At 60.0% G+C, this 19,706-nt stretch carries 17 protein-coding genes; 11 read left to right on the forward strand and 6 right to left on the reverse strand.

The window, feature by feature from the left end; all coding sequences use genetic code 11:
* Positions 1–29: 29 nt before the first annotated feature.
* The 10 genes from ACP7BS_RS12485 (at position 30) to ACP7BS_RS12530 (ending at position 11,814) form a co-directional block, all read left to right on the forward strand.
* Positions 30–1,604: an ABC transporter ATP-binding protein gene (locus tag ACP7BS_RS12485; RefSeq protein WP_426238355.1), complete on the forward strand. Its 1,575-nt coding sequence runs from the start codon at positions 30–32 to the stop codon at positions 1,602–1,604.
* Positions 1,594–2,688 carry an ABC transporter permease gene (locus ACP7BS_RS12490; RefSeq protein WP_426238356.1) on the forward strand — a complete coding sequence of 365 codons (1,095 nt, stop codon included), beginning with the start codon at positions 1,594–1,596 and terminating at the stop codon, positions 2,686–2,688. Before ACP7BS_RS12485 ends, ACP7BS_RS12490 begins: the two co-directional genes overlap by 11 nt.
* A complete protein-coding gene (locus tag ACP7BS_RS12495) occupies positions 2,688–3,608 on the forward strand; it encodes an ABC transporter permease (RefSeq protein WP_426238357.1) in 921 nt (306 codons plus the stop codon). The genes ACP7BS_RS12490 and ACP7BS_RS12495 overlap by 1 nt, the downstream gene beginning before the upstream one ends.
* 38 nt (positions 3,609–3,646) lie before the next feature.
* The gene (locus tag ACP7BS_RS12500; RefSeq protein WP_426238358.1) at positions 3,647–4,717 is read left to right on the forward strand and encodes a BMP family ABC transporter substrate-binding protein; all 1,071 of its coding nucleotides are present in this window, start codon (positions 3,647–3,649) and stop codon (positions 4,715–4,717) included.
* A 163-nt stretch (positions 4,718–4,880) separates the two neighbouring features.
* Entirely contained in the window at positions 4,881–5,843 is a 963-nt protein-coding gene (gene ytfQ / locus ACP7BS_RS12505) for a galactofuranose ABC transporter, galactofuranose-binding protein YtfQ (RefSeq protein WP_113243647.1), read from the forward strand.
* A 209-nt stretch (positions 5,844–6,052) separates the two neighbouring features.
* Positions 6,053–7,576 (forward strand): galactofuranose ABC transporter, ATP-binding protein YtfR, encoded by a 1,524-nt coding sequence (gene ytfR, locus ACP7BS_RS12510; RefSeq protein WP_426238359.1) that lies wholly within the window; start codon positions 6,053–6,055, stop codon positions 7,574–7,576.
* Positions 7,573–8,598, forward strand: coding sequence for an ABC transporter permease (locus tag ACP7BS_RS12515; protein ID WP_426238360.1), 1,026 nt, complete (start codon positions 7,573–7,575; stop codon positions 8,596–8,598). Before ytfR ends, ACP7BS_RS12515 begins: the two co-directional genes overlap by 4 nt.
* A complete protein-coding gene (gene yjfF / locus ACP7BS_RS12520; protein WP_426238361.1) occupies positions 8,595–9,563 on the forward strand; it encodes a galactofuranose ABC transporter, permease protein YjfF in 969 nt (322 codons plus the stop codon). Before ACP7BS_RS12515 ends, yjfF begins: the two co-directional genes overlap by 4 nt.
* Positions 9,564–9,575: 12 nt before the next feature.
* Positions 9,576–10,340, forward strand: a complete 765-nt coding sequence (locus ACP7BS_RS12525) for a FadR/GntR family transcriptional regulator (RefSeq protein ID WP_426230283.1) — start codon at positions 9,576–9,578, stop codon at positions 10,338–10,340.
* Positions 10,341–10,536: 196 nt separating this feature from the next.
* Complete coding sequence (locus ACP7BS_RS12530) at positions 10,537–11,814, forward strand: hemolysin family protein (protein ID WP_426230284.1); 1,278 nt, start codon at positions 10,537–10,539, stop codon at positions 11,812–11,814.
* A gap of 161 nt (positions 11,815–11,975) precedes the next feature.
* On the opposite strand, the gene ACP7BS_RS12535 is transcribed toward ACP7BS_RS12530, so the two are convergent.
* From ACP7BS_RS12535 to ACP7BS_RS12560, 6 genes are all read right to left on the reverse strand, one after another.
* Positions 11,976–12,122: a hypothetical protein gene (locus tag ACP7BS_RS12535; RefSeq protein ID WP_426230285.1), complete on the reverse strand. Its 147-nt coding sequence runs from the start codon at positions 12,120–12,122 to the stop codon at positions 11,976–11,978.
* A gap of 94 nt (positions 12,123–12,216) precedes the next feature.
* Complete coding sequence (glp, locus tag ACP7BS_RS12540) at positions 12,217–13,428, reverse strand: gephyrin-like molybdotransferase Glp (RefSeq protein WP_426238362.1); 1,212 nt, start codon at positions 13,426–13,428, stop codon at positions 12,217–12,219.
* Positions 13,428–13,922: a cyclic pyranopterin monophosphate synthase MoaC gene (gene moaC / locus ACP7BS_RS12545; protein WP_426238363.1), complete on the reverse strand. Its 495-nt coding sequence runs from the start codon at positions 13,920–13,922 to the stop codon at positions 13,428–13,430. The genes glp and moaC overlap by 1 nt, the downstream gene beginning before the upstream one ends.
* Positions 13,922–14,737, reverse strand: a complete 816-nt coding sequence (gene trpC / locus ACP7BS_RS12550; protein WP_426238364.1) for an indole-3-glycerol phosphate synthase TrpC — start codon at positions 14,735–14,737, stop codon at positions 13,922–13,924. Before trpC ends, moaC begins: the two co-directional genes overlap by 1 nt.
* A gap of 11 nt (positions 14,738–14,748) precedes the next feature.
* Positions 14,749–15,762 (reverse strand): anthranilate phosphoribosyltransferase, encoded by a 1,014-nt coding sequence (gene trpD, locus ACP7BS_RS12555; protein ID WP_426238365.1) that lies wholly within the window; start codon positions 15,760–15,762, stop codon positions 14,749–14,751.
* A gap of 17 nt (positions 15,763–15,779) precedes the next feature.
* Positions 15,780–17,675: a SurA N-terminal domain-containing protein gene (locus tag ACP7BS_RS12560; RefSeq protein ID WP_426238366.1), complete on the reverse strand. Its 1,896-nt coding sequence runs from the start codon at positions 17,673–17,675 to the stop codon at positions 15,780–15,782.
* A gap of 382 nt (positions 17,676–18,057) precedes the next feature.
* Here ACP7BS_RS12560 and ACP7BS_RS12565 point away from each other — a divergent pair, with 382 nt between their 5' ends.
* Entirely contained in the window at positions 18,058–19,704 is a 1,647-nt protein-coding gene (locus ACP7BS_RS12565) for a Na/Pi cotransporter family protein (protein ID WP_426238367.1), read from the forward strand.
* Positions 19,705–19,706: the final 2 nt, after the last annotated feature.

A 19,706-nucleotide genomic window follows, 5' to 3' on the forward strand; every position in this document is an offset into this window, starting at 1 on the left:
GCAGCAGAGCATGAGAAAAGAGGGGCGGCGTGTCGGCTGAGGGACAACCCGCCAACAGTCTATTGCTGGCTGTTGGCCAACTGACAAAACTGTTCGGCACATTCGCTGCCTGTGATGGAATCAATCTCGATATCAGGCCGGGCGAAATCCATGCGCTGCTCGGCGAAAACGGCGCCGGAAAATCGACGCTGGTCAAGATGCTGTTCGGCGTGCTGGCGCCCACCAGCGGCCAGATCGTCTGGCAGGGACAGCCGGTGCGCATCACCAGTCCCAGTGCCGCCCGCAAGCTGGGTATCGGCATGGTGTTTCAGCATTTTTCGCTGTTCGAGGCGCTGACAGTCGCTGAAAACATTGCTCTTTCGATGGATCCCGGCGTGTCGCTGGCAAGGATCGCCAAGGAGGCGTCCGATCTGTCGCATGCCTATGGCCTGCCGCTCGATCCGCATGCGCATGTCGCCGACCTGTCCGTGGGCGAGCGCCAGCGCATCGAAATCGTCCGCGCATTGCTGCAAAATCCGAAGCTGATCATTCTTGACGAACCGACCTCGGTGCTGACGCCGCAGGAGGCGGACCGGCTGTTCGAAACGCTGAACAAGCTGAAAGCCGAGGGGCGGTCTGTTCTTTACATCAGCCACCGGCTGGAAGAGGTGCAGCGCATCTGCGACCGCGCCACCGTTTTGCGCCACGGCAAGGTGACAGGCGCCTGCAATCCGCGCCAGGAGACCCCGTCGTCGCTGGCCCGCATGATGGTCGGCAGCGATGTCGCGCATGTCAGTGCCGAAGGCACGAACGCCAAAGGACCGGTGAAGCTCGAGGCCCGTCATCTGTCGGCGACGGCAAGAACCCCGTTCGCGGTTTCCCTGAAGAATATCTGTCTCAAGGTGCATGCCGGTGAAGTGCTGGCAATCGCCGGCGTTGCGGGCAATGGGCAAGGCGAATTGTTCGATGCCTTGTCCGGCGAATATCCGGTCGCCACCGATGATGTCATTCTGATTTCCGATAAGCCGGTCGGTACCCGCGGTATCAATGCCCGCCGGCTGATGGGCGCCGGTTTCGTGCCCGAAGAGCGTCACGGACATGCCGCCGTTTCGGCACTGTCGCTCTCCGACAATCTCATCCTTGCCCGCAGCCAGTCCGACCGGCGTGCCTTTCTCGGCGGCGGCCCGCTCGGGCTGATCCGCCAGGAGGCGGTGAAAATGGCGGCAAAGCGCATTTCTGCGGCGATGGACGTGCGCAAGAGCGGCGAAAACCCGCCGGCCGGATCGCTATCGGGCGGCAATCTGCAGAAATTCATCGTCGGCCGCGAACTCGACCGCCAGCCGACGGTTCTGATCGTCAACCAGCCGACCTGGGGTGTCGATGCCGGCGCCGCCAGCCGTATTCGTCAGGCGCTGGTTGATCTCGCCAAATCCGGTTCGGCCGTGTTGGTCATCAGCCAGGATCTGGACGAGATTTTCGAAGTGGCGACGGAAATTGCTGTGATCAGCGAAGGCAAGCTGTCCGATATCTATCCGGCATCGGATCTGTCGCGTGAAAAAATCGGACTGTTGATGGGCGGCATGTATGGCAAGACCGAGACTGCGGAGACGGCGCATGCGCATTGAACTGGAACGGCGTCCCGACGTCTCCAAGCTGTTTTCCATCCTGTCGCCGTTCATCGCGCTCGGCCTGACGCTGTTCTTCGGCGGCATCATGTTCATGATGCTCGGCAAGGATCCGTTCGCAGCGCTCTACAGCTTCTTTATCGAACCGTTGACGGAAGTCTGGTCGTTGCACGAACTGGCGATCAAGGCCGCTCCGCTTATCCTCATCGCTGTCGGCCTGTCGGTCTGCTATCGCTCGAACAACTGGAATATCGGCGCCGAAGGCCAGTTCATCATGGGAGCGATCGCCGGATCGATCCTGCCCGTGGTGTTCTATGAATGGCAATCGCCGCTGGTTCTGCCGTTGATGATGCTGCTCGGCATGCTGGGCGGCGCGCTGTTTGCCGGTATTCCGGCCTTCCTCAAGGCGCATCTGAATACCAATGAAATCCTCACCAGCCTGATGCTCGTCTATGTCGCGCAGCTGTTTCTCGACTGGCTGGTGCGCGGTCCCTGGCGCAATCCGGGCGGCATGAATTTTCCGGAAACCCGAACCTTCGACGCAACGGCCATCCTGCCGGAAATGATTGCGTCGGGACGGGCGCATTGGGGCTTTGGGTTTGCGATCATCGCGGCGATCCTGATTTGGTTCATGATGCGCTATACGCTGAAGGGGTTCGAGATTACCGTGCTTGGCCAATCCCAGCGGGCAGGGCGTTTCGCCGGCTTCTCGTCGCGCAAGATGATCTGGTTTTCGATGCTGCTATCCGGTGCACTGGCGGGTCTTGCCGGCATTGCCGAGGTCAGCGGCGCGATCCAGCAGCTGCGCCCGGTTATTTCGCCCGGCTACGGTTTTACTGCCATCATCGTCGCCTTTCTCGGGCGGCTCAATCCGCTCGGGATCGTCGTTGCCGGGCTCGTGCTGGCACTGACCTATCTCGGCGGCGAGGCGGTGCAGGTGTCCCTGCAGATTTCCGACAAGCCGATCCGGGTATTTCAGGGGCTGCTGCTGTTCTTCGTGCTCTCCTGCGACACGCTCATCCACTATAAGATCCGGATGATGTGGTACGATCTGAACGACACGAAAGGCGAGGGTGCGCGCTGATGGGTATCTATGAAGCCATCCTTCTGACGGTCATTACGGCGGCAACACCGCTTGTTCTGGCGGCAATCGGCGAACTCGTCACCGAGCGTTCCGGCGTTCTCAACCTCGGCGTCGAGGGCATGATCATCATGGGCGCCGCCTGCGCCTTCATCGCCACGCAATTAACCGGGTCGCCCTATATCGGCATTCTCGCCGGCATCGCATCGGGTGCGTTGTTTTCGCTGCTGTTCGGCTTTCTGACGTTGACGCTTGTTGCCAATCAGGTGGCGACGGGATTGGCCTTGACCATCCTCGGGCTTGGCGTTTCCAGCATGATCGCCGAGCCCTATCTCGGGCAATCCGGCATCAAGCTGCCGCAAATCGTCTTCCCGGTCCTGTCGGATATACCGTTCCTGGGGGCCGTCCTGTTCAAGCAGGATCTGATCTTCTATCTGTCGATCGCGTTGGTCGCCGGTGTGAACTGGTTCCTGTTCAAAAGCCGCGCCGGTCTGAAGCTCCGCTCCGTTGGTGACAGCCATGCCTCGGCGCATGCGCTCGGCATCAACGTCATTCGTGCGCGCTATCTGGCCGTGATGTTCGGTGGCGCCTGCGCCGGGCTGGCAGGGGCGCAGCTGTCTCTGGTCTACACGCCGCAATGGGTGGAGAACATGTCGGCCGGGCGTGGGTGGATTGCGCTGGCGCTGGTGGTGTTTGCCTCCTGGCGGCCTTGGCGGATCATTGCCGGCGGTTATCTGTTCGGCGCCGTATCGATCAGCCAGCTCTATGTCCAGGCGCGCGGTATCGACATTCCCTCGCAGTTTCTTTCTGCTCTTCCCTATCTGGCGACAATTATCGTACTCATTCTCATCTCGCACAATCGACGCACGACGTTGATCAATACGCCAGCATCGCTCGGCAAGTCCTTTGTGCCGGACAGGTAACAAGAACAACAACGCAAACCAAACCTACAGGGGTCAACATGAAAAAATTACTTTTCGCACTCGCAACGACCGCAGCGGTCATCGGCTTTTCCGCTGGCGCCTCCGCCGCCGATAAGGCAAAGGTCTGCTTCGTCTATGTCGGCTCAAAGACCGACGGTGGCTGGACGCAGGCGCATGACATCGGCCGTTTGGAGCTTGAAAAGGCGCTGGCCGACAAGATCGAAACCCAGTTCCTCGAAAACGTTCCCGAAGGTCCGGACGCCGAGCGCGCCATCGAGCGCCTGGCGCGGTCGGGCTGCGGCCTGATCTACACGACATCGTTCGGCTTCATGGACGCGACCGTCAAGGTTGCTGCAAAGTTCCCGGACGTCAAGTTCGAGCATGCGACCGGCTACAAGACCGCGCCGAACCTTGCGACTTACAACAGCCGCTTCTACGAAGGCCGCTATATTCAGGGCCAGATCGCCGCAAAAATCTCGCAAAAGGGTGTTGCCGGCTACATCGCCTCCTTCCCGATCCCAGAAGTGGTGATGGGCATCAACGCCTTCGTCACCGGCGCGCGTTCGATCAACCCCGACTTCAAGATCAAGGTCGTATGGGCAAACACCTGGTTCGACCCAGGCAAGGAAGCCGACGCAGCCAAGGCGTTGATCGATCAGGGCGTTGATGTGTTGACGCAGCACACCGACACGACTGCGCCGATGCAGGTTGCGGCAGAGCGCGGTATCAAGGCCTTCGGTCAGGCCTCCGACATGATCAAGGCCGGGCCGGAAACGCAGCTGACCGCGATCGTCGATACCTGGGGCGCCTATTACATCAAGCGCACCCAGCTGTTTCTGGATGGCAAATGGGAGACGTCGTCGAGCTGGGACGGCCTGAAGGACGGCATCCTCACCATGGCGCCCTACACCAACATGCCGGACGACGTGAAGGCTCTGGCGGAAGCAACGCAGAAGAAGATCGAATCGGGCGAGCTGAAGCCTTTCACCGGCCCGCTGAAGAAGCAGGACGGTTCAGAATGGCTGGCAGCTGGTGCATCCTCGGATGACGGCACATTGCTCGGCATGAACTTCTACGTCGAAGGCGTCGACGACAAACTGCCGAAGTAATCTCGGCATTCATCGGTGCAATCAAGAAGGGTGGCCGCAAGGCCGCCCTTTTTCGATTCCAGCCTTCGAAATTTGTACAAGGAGCGCGAAAGACTGTTTACATAAATCATATAGTATGATTTTTTAGCTGGGCTGCTGAGGAGCAGCTTTTTGGGAGGAAATCATGAAAATCAAGACTGCACTTAGCTGTGCCACGGTTCTGGCTGCCTGCATGTTCGGCTCGGCCTCTGCCGCCGACCTGACGATCGGCTTTTCGCAGATCGGCTCCGAATCCGGCTGGCGCGCGGCTGAAACCACGCTGACCAAGCAACAGGCGGAGAAGCGCGGCATCGACCTGAAATTTGCCGATGCGCAGCAGAAACAGGAAAATCAGATCAAGGCGCTGCGGTCGTTCATCGCCCAGGGCGTTGATGCCATTTTGATCGCACCGGTTGTCGCGACCGGCTGGGATGAAGTTCTGACGGAAGCCAAGGATGCCGAAATTCCGGTCATTCTTCTCGACCGTACGGTCGATTCGTCCAAGGACCTCTACCTGACCGCCGTCACGTCCGACCTCGTTCACGAAGGCAATGTGGCCGGCAAGTTCCTGGTGGACAAGGTCGGCGGCAAGCAATGCAACGTCGTCGAACTGCAGGGTACCACGGGTTCTTCGCCGGCTATCGACCGCAAGAAGGGTTTTGAGGAGGCACTGAAGGGCCACGACAACCTGAAGATCATCCGCAGCCAGACCGGCGACTTTACCCGTACCAAGGGCAAGGAAGTCATGGAAAGCTTCTTGAAGGCGGAAGACGGCGGCAAGAATATTTGCGCGCTCTACGCCCACAATGACGACATGGCCGTCGGCGCCATTCAGGCAATCAAGGAAGCCGGCCTGAAGCCGGGTACGGATATCCTCGTCGTCTCGATCGACGCCGTTCCGGACATCTTCCAGGCTATGGCAGCCGGCGAAGCCAACGCCACGGTTGAACTGACGCCGAACATGGCGGGTCCTGCACTGGACGCACTCGACGCGTTCCTGAAGGACGGTACCAAGCCGGCCAAGTGGATCCAAACGGAATCGAAGCTCTACACTCAGGCTGATGATCCGCAGAAGGTCTACGAAGAAAAGAAGGGCCTCGGCTACTGATTGATTGCCGGCATCGCCTCCAGGCTGCAGCTGTTGTCATTGACCGCAGATGTCGGCCGGAAGGCGATGCCGACGAATCGTTCTCCCCATCGTTCGGCCAAGCATCCACACTTCGCCACGGCCACATCCGTGCCTTGCGAGGGATGCCGACATGATTGGCGGAAATCCGTAAGCTACGGGTGACCTAATTTCCTTGAAGTATCGGTCTCATGCAGAACAGCACAAACGATATCCTTGTCGCCGCCGGAGTCGTGAAAACCTTTCCGGGTGCCATCGCCCTCAACAAGGTCGATTTCTCCCTGCGGCGCGGCGAAGTGCATGCGCTACTGGGTGAAAACGGCGCCGGAAAATCAACATTGATCAAGTGCATGACGGGTGCCTACCGTCGCGATGCCGGTCTTTTGACCCTTGATGGTTCCGAGATCAACCCGCGCGACACGCTCGATGCCCAGAAGCTAGGGATCGGCACCGTCTACCAGGAGGTCAATCTGCTCGGAAATCTGAGCGTTGCGGAAAACCTCTTTCTCGGCCGCCAGCCTCGCCGATTCGGTCTCATTCAGAACGGCGAGATGAGAAGACGGGCCAGCGCGCTGCTTGCGCAATACGGCATCGACATCAACGTCTCCGCAGCACTGGAAAGCTGTTCCGTCGCCATCCAGCAAGTGGTGGCGATCGCCCGTGCCGTCGATCTCTCCGGCAAGGTACTGATCCTCGATGAGCCGACCGCCAGTCTCGATGCGCAGGAAGTGGAGATGCTGTTTCGCATCGTCCGCGACCTGAAGGCGAGGGGGCTCGGGATTGTCTTCATCACCCATTTTCTGGAACAGGTCTACGATATATCGGACCGTATCACCGTACTGCGCAACGGCCAGCTGGTCGGAACGCGTGCGACCGCTTCCCTGCCGCGCCGGGAGCTCGTGACGATGATGCTTGGTCATGAGCTTCAGTCCGTCGAAAAGGCAGCCGGTGGCGCAGAAACCGCGAGCGGCCCCGTTCATTTCCGGTTTTCCAAATATGGCAAGATCGGCAAGATCAAGCCCTTCGATCTGGACGTCCGCAAAGGCGAGGTCATCGGGATTGCCGGTCTTCTCGGCTCCGGCCGCACCGAAACTGCGGAATTGATGTTTGGCGTGCACAAGGCCGATAGCGGCAGTGCCGATATCGGCGGCAAGACCGCTGATCTGTCGTCGCCGCGCGCCGCCATTGCCGAAGGGTTCGGGTTCTGCCCGGAAGATCGCAAGCTGGACGGTATCATCGGCGAACTGTCCGTGCGCGAAAACATCGCTCTGGCCTTGCAGGCGCGGCGCGGCTGGGCAAGGCCGCTGTCTGCATCCGAGCAGAACGCCTTGGCCGATCGCTACATCAAGGCTTTGGACATTCGCACCAGCGACCGGGAGAAGCCGATCAGCCTGCTCTCCGGTGGCAATCAGCAGAAAGCCATTCTGGCGCGTTGGCTGGCGACCAATCCGCAATTTCTCATTCTGGATGAACCGACACGCGGCATCGATGTCGGCGCCCATGCGGAAATCATCCGGCTGATTGGGGAACTCTGCGCGCAGGGCATGTCGCTGATCGTCATTTCCTCCGAGCTTGAGGAACTCGTCGCTTACAGTTCGAGGATTATCGTCCTTCGCGACCGCGCTCATGTCGCTGAACTGACCGGCAGTGAGATCACCACCGAACATATCGTCAATGCCATTGCTGCGGCAACGGCTGCAGGAGGCGCACAATGATCGACACCGCAAAACGCCTCGGCCGGCGTCTGCTTCCGCAATTCATCGCACTGGCGATGATCCTGGTGCTGATCCGGCTGGTCTTTCCGGATTTTTTCTCGATCGAAATCCAGAATGGGCGGCTCTATGGCAGCCTGATCGATATTCTCAATCGCGGTGCGCCGGTCGCTCTTCTGGCCGTCGGGATGACGGTTGTGATTGCCACCAAGGGCATTGATCTATCGGTCGGTGCGGTCATGGCCATCTGTGGCGCTGTCGCCGCCGCATCCAGCGTGCGTGGCGACCCGCTTGTCGTCACTCTGCTATTGGCAGTGGGTACCGGCCTGATCTGCGGTGTCTGGAACGGTTTTCTCGTTTCCGTCCTCAATATTCAGCCGATCATCGCCACGCTGGTGCTGATGGTGGCCGGACGCGGTATCGCCCAGTTGGTGACGGAAGGCGCGATCCTGACCTTCAACGATCCCGGCCTGATCTTCATCGGCAGCGGTTCGTTCTTCGGTCTGCCCATGCCGGTCATCATCTGGCTTGTATTCGGCATCGCCGTCGCACTGCTGGTGCGGCGCACGGCGCTCGGAATGCTGATCGAGGCGGTCGGCATCAACCGCCGCGCCAGCACCCTGTCCGGCATCCAGACGCCGTTGCTGTTGATGGCGGCTTACATGCTGTCGGGGCTCTGTGCGGCCATCGCCGGCCTGATCGTCACGGCCGACATCAGGGGCGCCGATGCCAACAATGCCGGGCTCTGGCTGGAGCTCGACGCCATTCTCGCCGTCGTCGTCGGCGGCACGTCGCTGCTCGGCGGCCGGTTCAGCATCGTTGCCTCGCTGATCGGGGCGATGATCATCCAAGCGGTCAATACCGGCATCCTGTCGTCGGGCTTTCCGCCGGAATTCAACCTGATCATCAAGGCTGCGATCATCGTCATCATCCTCGTCATCCAGTCGCCTCGGGTGCAGGCGGGACTGACATTCCTCAGCCGAAAATCCATCCGCAGAGAGACCGCAGAGCAGTCCGTCCGATGAACCAGAAATATCTCCCGCTGATCGCAACCATCGTCATCTTCGTCGTTTCCTATGCGGCGTGTGCCGCGCAGTATCCGAACATCCTGTCGACCCGCGTGATCGGCAACCTTTTGACCGACAACGCCTTTCTGGGCATCGCTGCGGTCGGCATGACATTCGTCATCCTGTCAGGCGGCATCGACCTGTCGATCGGCTCGGTGATCGCCTTCACCGGCATCTTCCTGGCTGTCCTGATGCAAAATACCGGCATTCACCCGCTCACAGCCTTCGTGCTTGTGCTTTTGATCACCACGGCGTTCGGCGCGATCATGGGAGCGATCATTCACTATCTCGAGATGCCGGCCTTCATCGTGACGCTGGCCGGCATGTTTCTCGCGCGGGGCATGGCGTTTGTTCTGTCGATCGATTCCATTCCGATCAAGCATCCGTTCTACGCGACGATGAAGACGTTTTACTACAAGCTTCCGGGCGGAGGCCGCATCTCTCTGATCGGCGGACTGATGCTTCTGGTCTTTGCCGCAGGCATCCTCATTGCCCAGCGAACCCGCTTCGGCACCAATGTCTATGCGCTGGGCGGCGGCGCCCAGACGTCAGCCTTGATGGGCGTTCCGGTCGGCCGCACGACGATTATGATTTATGGACTTTCGGGCTTTCTCGCCGGGCTTTCCGGAATCGTTTATTCCCTATACACGTCAGCCGGCTATTCGCTCGCAACCGTTGGTGTCGAGCTGGATGCAATTGCCGCAGTGGTGATTGGAGGAACGCTTCTGACAGGAGGTGCCGGGTTTGTTGGAGGAACACTCGTCGGCGTTTTGATCCAGGGATTGATTCAGACTTACATCACCTTCGACGGTTCGCTGTCGAGTTGGTGGACGAAAATTCTGATCGGTGCTTTGCTGTTTGCATTCATACTGATGCAAAAGGCCATCCTGTTTTTGTCGCGCCAAAACAAAAGGTATTCCTGAGGGGGGAGTTGCTTGCGTAAGGGTTTGCTCGAAACAGTCCTGACCGGTGCGCGAACGCGCACGAGCCACGCACAGGTGGTGGATGAACTGGGCAAGGCCATTGTGTCGGGCGAGTTTCCCGTGGGCTCCATTCTACCCGGCGATCCCGAACTGGCGATGCGTTTCAAAGTGTCGCGGACGGTGTTGCGGGAGGCGATGAAGACGCTAGCGGCAAAAGGACTGATCGTGCCACGTGCCCGGATCGGTACGCGGGTGACGGCGAAGAACCAATGGAACCTGTTCGACAGCGACGTTCTGACATGGCATTTCCATCGGGGTGTCGATGAAGAATTCCTCTATCACCTCAGCGAGATCCGCTTGGCATTCGAACCCCACGCCGCAGCCCTTGCCGCCGTCAACGCGACGGAGGCCGAGATCAGCGGCATGATGCGGCTGGCGGTTGCGATGGGTGATCCCGAACACACCGCCGAAACGCTGGCCATGGCCGACCTGCGGTTTCATCTCGCGGTGGTCGAGGCCTCGGGAAACCCGTTCATGCGCACCGTCGGCAGCCTGATCGAGGCGGCTCTGGTCGGCATCTTCAAGCTGAGTTCGCCCGCATCGGGCCGCGAAGGCATTGACGAGGTGTCACGTTCGCATATCAAGATCGTTGAACAGATCAGCCGGCGCGACGAGGCGGGGGCAAGGGCAGCGATGCAGAACGTCATCCGCGTCGGGCGCGAGCGCGTTCGGGTGGCGCTCAACGAGCCCATGGAAGTGACCGCGCCAACCCGGTAATTCCGCCGCTTGTTTCGTGGTGGGACCGGAACGGCCGGAGCAGTTGATCGTCGATAAAGCGGGACCAAAGCCAAAAGAACGGTAATTCTGCAGTTGCTGCCTTGCTGCAACTGCGTCTTCCGCCTATTTGATAGGGCTGCAACTGACGCGCGTCGCCTCCGATGCGCGTATCTCCCATCAACGGTGTCCGAGGGTTATGTCCGAACTGATTGTTATTTTCGTTCTTCTTTTGATCAATGCGTTTTTCGCGCTTTCGGAAATGGCAATTGTGTCGGCAAGCCGGCCGCTGCTGCGGCAGATGGCAAAACAGGGCAATAGCCGCGCCGAACTGGCGCTACGGCTGGCTGAAGATCCGGGTAAATTCCTCTCTACCGTTCAGGTCGGCATCACCCTTGTTGGAACGCTCGCCGGTGCCTATGGTGGCGCCACCATCGCCGACAAGCTGGCCCCGACGCTCGACACGATCACCTGGATCAACCCTTACGGCAGCACAGTTGCCGTCGCGCTGGTCGTTACCCTCATCACCTATCTCTCCGTGGTGATCGGCGAACTTATTCCCAAGCAGCTTGCGTTGAAGAACTCCGAAGGCGTGGCGATGTTCGTCGCCGGCCCGATGTCGTTTCTGTCGCGCCTGTCTGCCCCCGTCGTCTACCTGTTCGAGATGTCGGCATCACTGTTCATGCGGATTTTCGGCGTCTCCAGCGATAGTGACCACGTCACGGAAGAAGAAGTCCAGGCGATCATGGCCGAAGGCGTCGAAAGCGGCGCCATCGAGAAGTCGGAGCATGAAATGCTGCGCCGGATCATCCGGCTTGGCGATCGCAACGTCAAATCGATCATGACGCACCGCACCGAAGTGAGCTTCATCGACGTCAACGACACCCTGGAAACCATCCGCGCCAAGGTCGAGCAGTCGGCCCATTCCCGTTATCCGGTGATGGATGCGACGGGCGAGGTGCTCGGCGCCGTCCAGGTCAAGGAGATCCTCAATGCGCCGCCCAAATCGGGATTCCAGATCCGCAACTTCGTCAAGGATATCCATACCTTGCCGGAAACGGCGTCCTGCTTGAAAGCGCTTGAGGCGTTCAAAGCTTCTCATATCAATATGGCAATGATCGTCGACGAATACGGCAGTATCGAAGGCATCATCACCGTCGCCGACATCCTGGAAGCGATCGTCGGAGTGCTGCCGTCGAACTATGACGATATCGAACATGCGCTGATCCGCCAGCGTGATGACGGATCCTATCTGGTCGACGGCCGGACCCCGATTGACGAAATCCACCTGACGATCGGTATCGATGAAATTGATTCCGATGGCAGTTATGAAACCATTTCCGGCTTCCTGGTGCAGCAGTTGCGCAAGAACCCAGAGGAGGGTGACGTAACCGAAGCCTATGGCTATCGTTTCGAAGTCATCGACATGGATGGCCGCCGTATCGACAAGATCCTTGTCTCGCGCGCCGCGCACTGAAACTTGCCGATCGCTTGAAAAACAAAAAGGCCGGGGAATCCCCGACCTTTTGCCAACTCGTTTGTGTTTGGCCTGCTAGTACATCCGTAGTCAGGTCAACTGCATCCAATACTCAGCTGCTTTGGTTAATAAACAGTTAACGCCGCCACAGCCGCGTCCGCTCAATTTTCCTCGATCGAGATGCCGCCTTCGCCGATTTTTACTTCCACGCCGTCAGGCTTGGATTCCTTATCGTAGATATAGACGCCCAATCCCACCACCAAAACGACGAGACCTCCGATAAGCATATAGAGCGCATTGCGATTCAACTTTATTTCCTTCCAACAAGGGCTGCCTTTTCCCGCATTTAAATAGTCCTGCATTGTATTTTGGGAAGAGGAAAATGATCAATTAGACGGCTGATTAGCGAAGAATCATCACATCGCAGACAGCACCGGCGTCCACTGCAGACGCATGCGGCGGCCGGATGATCATGCAATCCGACTGGGCAAAGACCTGCATCATCGAAGAATCCTGCCGCAAGAAGGTTTCTGCCCGCAGAACGCCATCGGCGCCCCTGGTCAAGCGTGCCCGAACATAGTCCTGACGCTTGTCGTTGGCGGGAAGCGCGGTCACGGTTTTTGCCTGGCCGCTGCGATCACGCGGTGGCAGGGAGCCAAGATGGCGCAACAACGGCTCCAGAAACAGCAGTGCGCAAACGAGGCTGGAAACCGGGTTTCCGGGCAAGCCGAGCACGGTCATGCCGTCAAGGGTACCCACCATCAGCGGTTTTCCAGGACGCATGGCGATCTGCCAGAAATCCAGCACCATGCCGCTTTCCACCAGTGCCGGCTGGACGAGGTCATGATCGCCGACGGAGGCGCCACCCAGCGTCACCAGCACATCCGCGCCAGCGGCCTGCGCTTTTGCGACTGTTGCGGCAATGAGCGCCTTGTCGTCACGCACAATCCCGAGATCGATGACTTCGGCTCCATTGTCGCGGGCGATCGCCGCGACGCCATAGGTGTTCGAGGCAATGATCTGGTCCGGACCCGGCACGCTACCGGGCGGCAGCAATTCGTCGCCGGTGGCAAGGATGGCTACTTTCGGGCGTTTGAACACCGGCAAATGCGGATGGTTCATCGCCGCCGCGACCGTCAATCGGCCGGCATCAAGCATTTCGCCCTGGCGCAAAACGATATCGCCTATCGCGAAATCCTGCCCCTTGGGACGGATATGCCGTCCTTGCGCCGGGGCAAAGTTGGTGCGGATACGGCCGTCCGGCAGTGTGTCGGCGTCTTCCTGGATCAGAACGGTATCGGCACCGGCTGGAACTGGCGCACCGGTAAAAATGCGCACCACTTGACCGGGGCCGACATGGCCGGAAAAACCACGCCCAGCCGCTGATTCGCCGATGACGACGAGTTCGGTGCCAACTTTGGCAAAATCCTCGTGCCGGCCGGCATAGCCATCCATCGCCGAATTGTCGAAGGCGGGATGTGTGACGAGAGCGGCGACATCGGTTGCGAGAACCCGTCCCATCGCCTCGTGCAGGCCAATCATGTCCGAGCCGGTTATCGGCGCCGAGATTGCCAGCAGCCGGTCGAGCGCATCTGAAACCGGGAGCAATGCCATCAGTCCGGACTTTCCGTGCGGACATAGTCGCCAGACCGTCCGCCTGATTTCCGGGCAAGCCGGATACCGCCGATTTCCATCTCCCGGTCGGCCGCCTTGGCCATGTCGTAGATCGTCAGACAGGCAACGCTGGCAGCGGTCAGGGCTTCCATCTCGACGCCGGTGCGCCCGGTAAGCTTGGCCGTCGCCTCGATCCTCAGTCCGGGCAAGGTCTGATCGGCGGTGATTTCCACGGACACTTTCGACAGCATCAGCGGGTGGCAGAGCGGGATGAGGTTGGCCGTCTGCTTGGCGGCCATGATGCCGGCGAGCCGCGCGGTGGCAAGCACATCGCCCTTCTTGGCATTGCCGCTGAGAATAAGTTCGAGCGTCTCCGGCCGCATGCGCACAAAACCCTCTGCAACGGCGATGCGTACGGTCTCTGCCTTGTCTCCGACATCGACCATATGCGCCTGGCCATCGGCCCCGATATGGGTGAGGGAAGGCGTGTTCATCATTCCGCCGCCAGGGTGGTGGCGGAACCGGTCAAAAGGGTGCGGGTCGCAGCCATCACGTCATCCTTGCGCATCAGGCTTTCGCCGACGAGGAATGTCGAAATGCCGCTCTTTGCCAGCCGCAGGCAATCTTCGTGGGTGAAAATGCCGCTTTCGCCGACGAGGAACCGGTCAGCCGGAACCAGCGGCGCCAGCTTTTCCGAAAGCGCGATATCGACCTCGAAGGTCTTCAGATTGCGGTTGTTGATGCCAAGCAGCGGCGAACTCAGTTTCAGCGCCCGTTCCAGTTCTTCCTTGTCGTGCACTTCAACCAGAACATCCATGCCGAGCAAGAACGCCTCGTCCTCGAGCCTCTGCGCATCGCTGTCATCGAGCGAGGCCATAATCAGTAGAATGCAATCGGCACCCCAGGCACGGGCTTCGTGGACCTGATAGGTCTCGAACATGAAATCCTTGCGCAGTGCCGGAAGCAAACAGGCATTGCGCGCCGCCGTCAGGAATTCCGGCGCACCCTGAAAACTCGGGCCGTCGGTCAAGACGGACAGGCAGGCAGCCCCCCCGGCTTCATAGGCCTTAGCCAAGAGCGGCGGATGGAAATCCGGGCGGATCAATCCCTTGGAAGGGCTGGCCTTCTTGATTTCGGCAATCAGCCCGAACTGACCTTCCACCTGCTTGGCTTTCAACGCGTTCAGAAACCCGCGCGGCGCTTCCTGGCCGGCGGCCATCGCCTTCAGATCGGCGAGGCCGAAGCGTGATTTTGCTGCGGCGATTTCCTCGCGCTTGTAGATCTCTATCTTCTGCAGAATATCGGCCATGGAGTTTCTCCTTATGCCGCGTTCGAAACGCGGATGAGCCGCTCAAGCGTCGCATCGGCAGCGCCGCTCGTCAGCGACTTGCGGGCAAGTTCCATGCCCTCGCGAAGATCACCGGCGCGTCCCGCGATCACCAGCGAAGCGGCGGCATTGGCAAGCGAAATATCGCGGTAAGGTGTCGCGTCGCCCTGTAGAACGCCCTTGAGCGCGACGGCATTATGGGCACCGTCGCCGCCCTTGAGGTCGGCAAGCGGGACGGTTTCCAGGCCGAAATCGGACGGCGTCAGTTCGAATGTGCGGATAGCGCCGTTGTCGAGCGCCGCCACCTGCGTGACGCCGGTCGTGGTGATCTCGTCCAAACCCTCGCCATGCACGACCCAAACGCTTTTCGAGCCGAGGTCACGCAACACTTCGGCGACCGGCACCACCCAATGCGGCGAATAGACACCGACAAGCTGCTGTGTCACGCCAGCCGGGTTCGACAGCGGTCCAAGCAGGTTGAAGATCGTCCTTGTCCCCAGTTCGACGCGGGTTGGTCCGACATGGCGCATCGCCGAATGGTGCTGCTGGGCAAACATGAAGCCGAGACCGGCTTCCGAAATACACTGCGCGATAGCGTCCGGTCCGATATCGAGCTTGACGCCAAGGCAGGAGAGCGCATCGGCCGTGCCGGACTTGGAACTGAGCGCGCGGTTGCCGTGCTTGGCAACAGGAACACCGGCACCGGCGACAATCAGCGCCGCCAGCGTCGAGATGTTGTAGGTTCCGGCACCGTCACCACCCGTTCCGACAATGTCGATAGCGTCGGCTGGAGCTTTGACCGTCAGCATGCGCGCCCGCATGGCGCCGACGGCACCGACGATTTCATCGACGGTTTCGCCGCGGACGCGTAGCGCCATCAGGAAGCCGCCAATCTGGGAAGGGGTGGCTTCGCCGGACATGATGATTTCGAAGGCTGCGCGGGCATCATCGCGGTTCAGCGCTTCACCCGCTGCGGCCTTGGCGACGAAAGGCTTCAAGTCCGGCATGCTGATCCCTTTTTGCGTTACCGCTGCTGCGACAGAGCGAGCTCGGCAAGCTGCTGGTTGATCGTAACACCGTAGCCCTTCTGCAACTCGCTGACCATCTGATCGAGAATGTCGTCGCCGCTGGCCTGGGCGATGGCATTGATCTGCCGGTCGTCGTTGTCGAGCGCATCGCCCGGATTGTCGTTATCGACTTCGGTGACCTTCAAAAGGATCTGGCCTTCGCCGCCGATGCCGGGTGCGTTGGCAACCAGGCCGTTCGCACCGCCGAATGCTGCAGCAACTGCCGCAGGGCTAAGCGCTGCATCTTCCGCCGAGCGGCGAAGTCCAGTTTTGGTTTCGACGGCAATACCGAGTTCTGTGGCGATGGCTGCCAGTGTCTCGCCTTTTTCGACCCGGGCCTTCAGCTCGACAGCCTTCGCGGCCAGTTCTTTGCGCTGCTGTTCGGCTGTCCAGTCGGCCACCACCTTTTCGCGCGCTTCGTCCAGCGTGCGGTCACGCGCCGGGGTCACTTCATCGACGTCGAACCAGACGTAGCCGTCGCGGCCGAGATTGACCGGCAGCGTTTCTCCGCCGACTTCAGCCTTGAAGGCTTCTTCAAGCAGGGTCTTTGCCTCCGGGATGCCGGCAATCTCATCGCCGTTCGCATCGTTGCCGCGTGCATCGACCGCGTTCAGGACGGAAAGCTTGAGGTTGGTCTGTTCGGCAGCCTCCTTCATCGAGGCTCCGGAAACGCGGGCATCCTCGAATTTGTCGTGGATACCCATGATTTCGTTGGCGGCATTGGTCAGCGCCAATTCCTTGCGCAGCTCGTCCTTGACCTCGTCATAGGCCCGAACGGTTTGCGGCTTGATGTTGGTGACACGCAGGATGACGGCACCGAAGGCGCCGTCGATGACCGGAGTCGTCTGACCATCGGCCACAAGCGCGAAAGCGGCGTCGCCGAGCTTGGCATCAGGCATCCGGTCGCGGGTGAAATCACCGAGCAGCACGTCGCTTGCGGTCTTGCCGGAAGCGGTGACCAGAGCGTCGAAGGTCGTGCCGGTGGAAAGCTTGACTGCCGCTGCGTCAGCCTCCGCACGCGAGGGGAAGGAAAGCTGTTCGACGGTGCGTGTTTCCGGCGTACTGAAGCTGTCCTTGCGCTTGTCGTAATCGGCCCGCACTTCATCTTCGGTGACAGAGGCCGGGTCGGCGATATCGGCTGGTTCCAGCTTTACATAGCTGATCTTGCGGAATTCCGGCGCGCGGTATTCGGCCTGGTGGGTTTCGAACCAGGGCTTGAGAACCTCGTCCGAGGGGGCCTTGACCGGATCGACATTGGCATTCGACAAAAGCAGGTAGTCGAGCGTGCGGGTCTCGTTGCGGTACTGGCGCAGCGCGTCGCCGAGCACCTTGGGCGGCGTATAGCCGTCCGACAGTGCTTCGACGATCTGCGAGCGTACGGCAACCTGGCTGCGGTTGTTGATGTAATCCTGTTCGCGCAAGCCCGCATTGCGGAGCACGCTCGAGAAGGTCCCACGGTCGAACTGGCCGTTGACGCCCTTAAACGCGGGGTCTTCGCTGATCAGCGAGGCGAGCCGGTCCTGCGAGAGGCCGAGGTTCATATTCTCGGACAACTGGTCAAGCGTCGCGCCGGCGACGAGCTGCGAGTAGACCTGCGCTTCGACACCAAAAGCCTTGGCTTGTTCGCGGCTCAGCCGCGTACCAAACTGCCGGGAAAGCTGGGCAAGCTGGCGCTCGTAGGCAAGGCGAAAATCGCTCGGCGACACTTTGACGTCGCCGACGGTCACAACCGCATCAGCCGTTGCCGTTACCAGAGACGTGGACACACCCCAGACACCGAAGGAAAGAACAAGAAGGACCAAGAGCCCTTTGACAACCCAAGTCTGGGCGCCTTTTCTCAGGAATTCAAGCATGGGACTGCATACCTCGTCGCAATTTCGGGACCGCCGGATGGCAGCCGGTGTCGTTCCTTAGAGCAATCCGTGGCGGAATTGAAGGGTTTAACCGCGCAAAAAGTCGAGGAAATCGGTGGCGCGTCGGCAAAGGTATCTGCTGTCCGCAGATTTGTTGCCGATGTCGCGCCAGTAGCTTTGCGGACCGAAGCGCAAGCCATCCGGGGCCGTGCCGTTCAAAGACCGAAACATGTCGGAAATGTTAGCCGGCAATCTAAAAATATCTGTCACTATCAGTGGCGGAGCGGGCCATAACATCCCCGAAAATGATAGCATCGACCCGCCAGACCATGCCGACTCGCTTGATGCGCAGCAATCCTGGCGGGAAAGCCGGAGTGCAGACATGGAATCCATCATCGTCATGGTCAATCTGTTCGGCGCGGTCGCGTTGCTGCTCTTCGGCCTGTCCCAGGTCAAGGACGGTGCGACGCGCGCTTTCGGCATCAAGCTGCGGACCGGATTGGCGCAAGGCACCAGCGGGCCGGTGCGTTCGTTTGTGGGCGGGTTCGTCGCAACCGTCGCTCTTCAAAGCTCGACCGCCACAGCGCTGATGATTGCGTCCTTTGTCGAAAAGGGACTGGTCCGTGCACGCATGGCCCAGATCGTGCTGCTCGGGGCGAATGTCGGAACCGCCGTTACCGCCTGGATCGTCGCAACCGGCATCGACTGGCTGTCGCCATTGCTCATTCTTGGAGGCGTCATGCTGGTCCGGGCAGGGCGATCCAGTGCGAAGCAGGGTGCAGGCACGGCCCTGGTCGGTATCGGCCTGATGTTGCTGTCGTTGCATTTGCTCGGGCTGGCGACGGAGCCGATGCGCCAGTCGCCGGCGCTCGGCAGCTTCCTCACCATGCTCGACAGCGCCTGGCCTGTCGCCATGATCTTCGCGGCCGCACTTGCCTTCGTCTCGTCCTCCAGTCTTGCCGTGGTTGTTCTCATCCTGTCGCTTGCAGGTGCCGGTATCCTGTCATCCGGTCTGACGATCGCGCTCGTGCTGGGCGCCAATCTGGGTGGTGCGATCCCGCCTGTGATGGCGACATTGTCGGCCTCGGCTTCGGCCAAACGGGTCACGGCGGGCAATCTTGTCGTTCGCACCATCGGCTGCCTGATCGCCCTGTCGGTGGCAGCACCTGCGGCCGCTTTCCTGCAGACTCTGCCGCTGTCGCCGGAAAAGCTACCGGTCGATATCCACCTGATCTTCAACGTCGCGCTCGCCATTGTCGCCTGGCCATTCTCATCGGTACTGTCAGCCGCCATGCTGCGGCTAATTCCCGATGAACCGAAGGCCGAGACGGGCCCGCTCTATCTCGACGATCGCGCACTGACGACGCCGGTCATCGCTCTTTCCGGCGCAACCCGGGAAGTCCTGCGGGTCGGCGACCTGATCGAGAAGATGCTGATCGCGGCAATGAATGCGTTCAACAGCAACGATCGTATTCAATTGCAGGACATCGGAAAGCTGGAAAAGCAGGTCGATCTGCTGCAGCAGGAAGTCAAAATCTATCTGTCACGGCTTGGACGCGGCGGTCTGAGCGACGACAACGGCCGCCGCTCGATCGTCATTATCGACTATGCCATCAACCTCGAACATATCGGCGACATCATCGAGAAGGGCCTGACGGAAGAGGTCAGGAAGAAGATCGACAATGGCCTTAAATTCTCCGAGGACGGCTATCAGGAACTGACGACGCTGTTTAATCTCACCATCGACAACCTGCGGATTGCCCAGACCATTTTCGTGACCCGAGATGCCGATCTCGCGCGCCACCTGATGGAGGTGAAAGTCGATGTCCGCCACATGGAGAAACGCTCGTCCGAGCGCCACCTCGAGCGGCTGCGCGACGGGCGTACGGATAGCCTCCAGACGAGCTCGCTGCATCTCGACATCCTGCGCGATCTGAAGCGCATCAACGCCCATATCGTATCCGTCGCACATCCCATTCTCGATGAGAGCGGCCTGTTGACGGAAAGCCGGCTGCGGATGCCGCACTGACC

Origin of the sequence: Pararhizobium sp. DWP1-1-3 (genome assembly GCF_049896125.1) — a bacterium.
Classification (GTDB): domain Bacteria; phylum Pseudomonadota; class Alphaproteobacteria; order Rhizobiales; family Rhizobiaceae; genus Pararhizobium.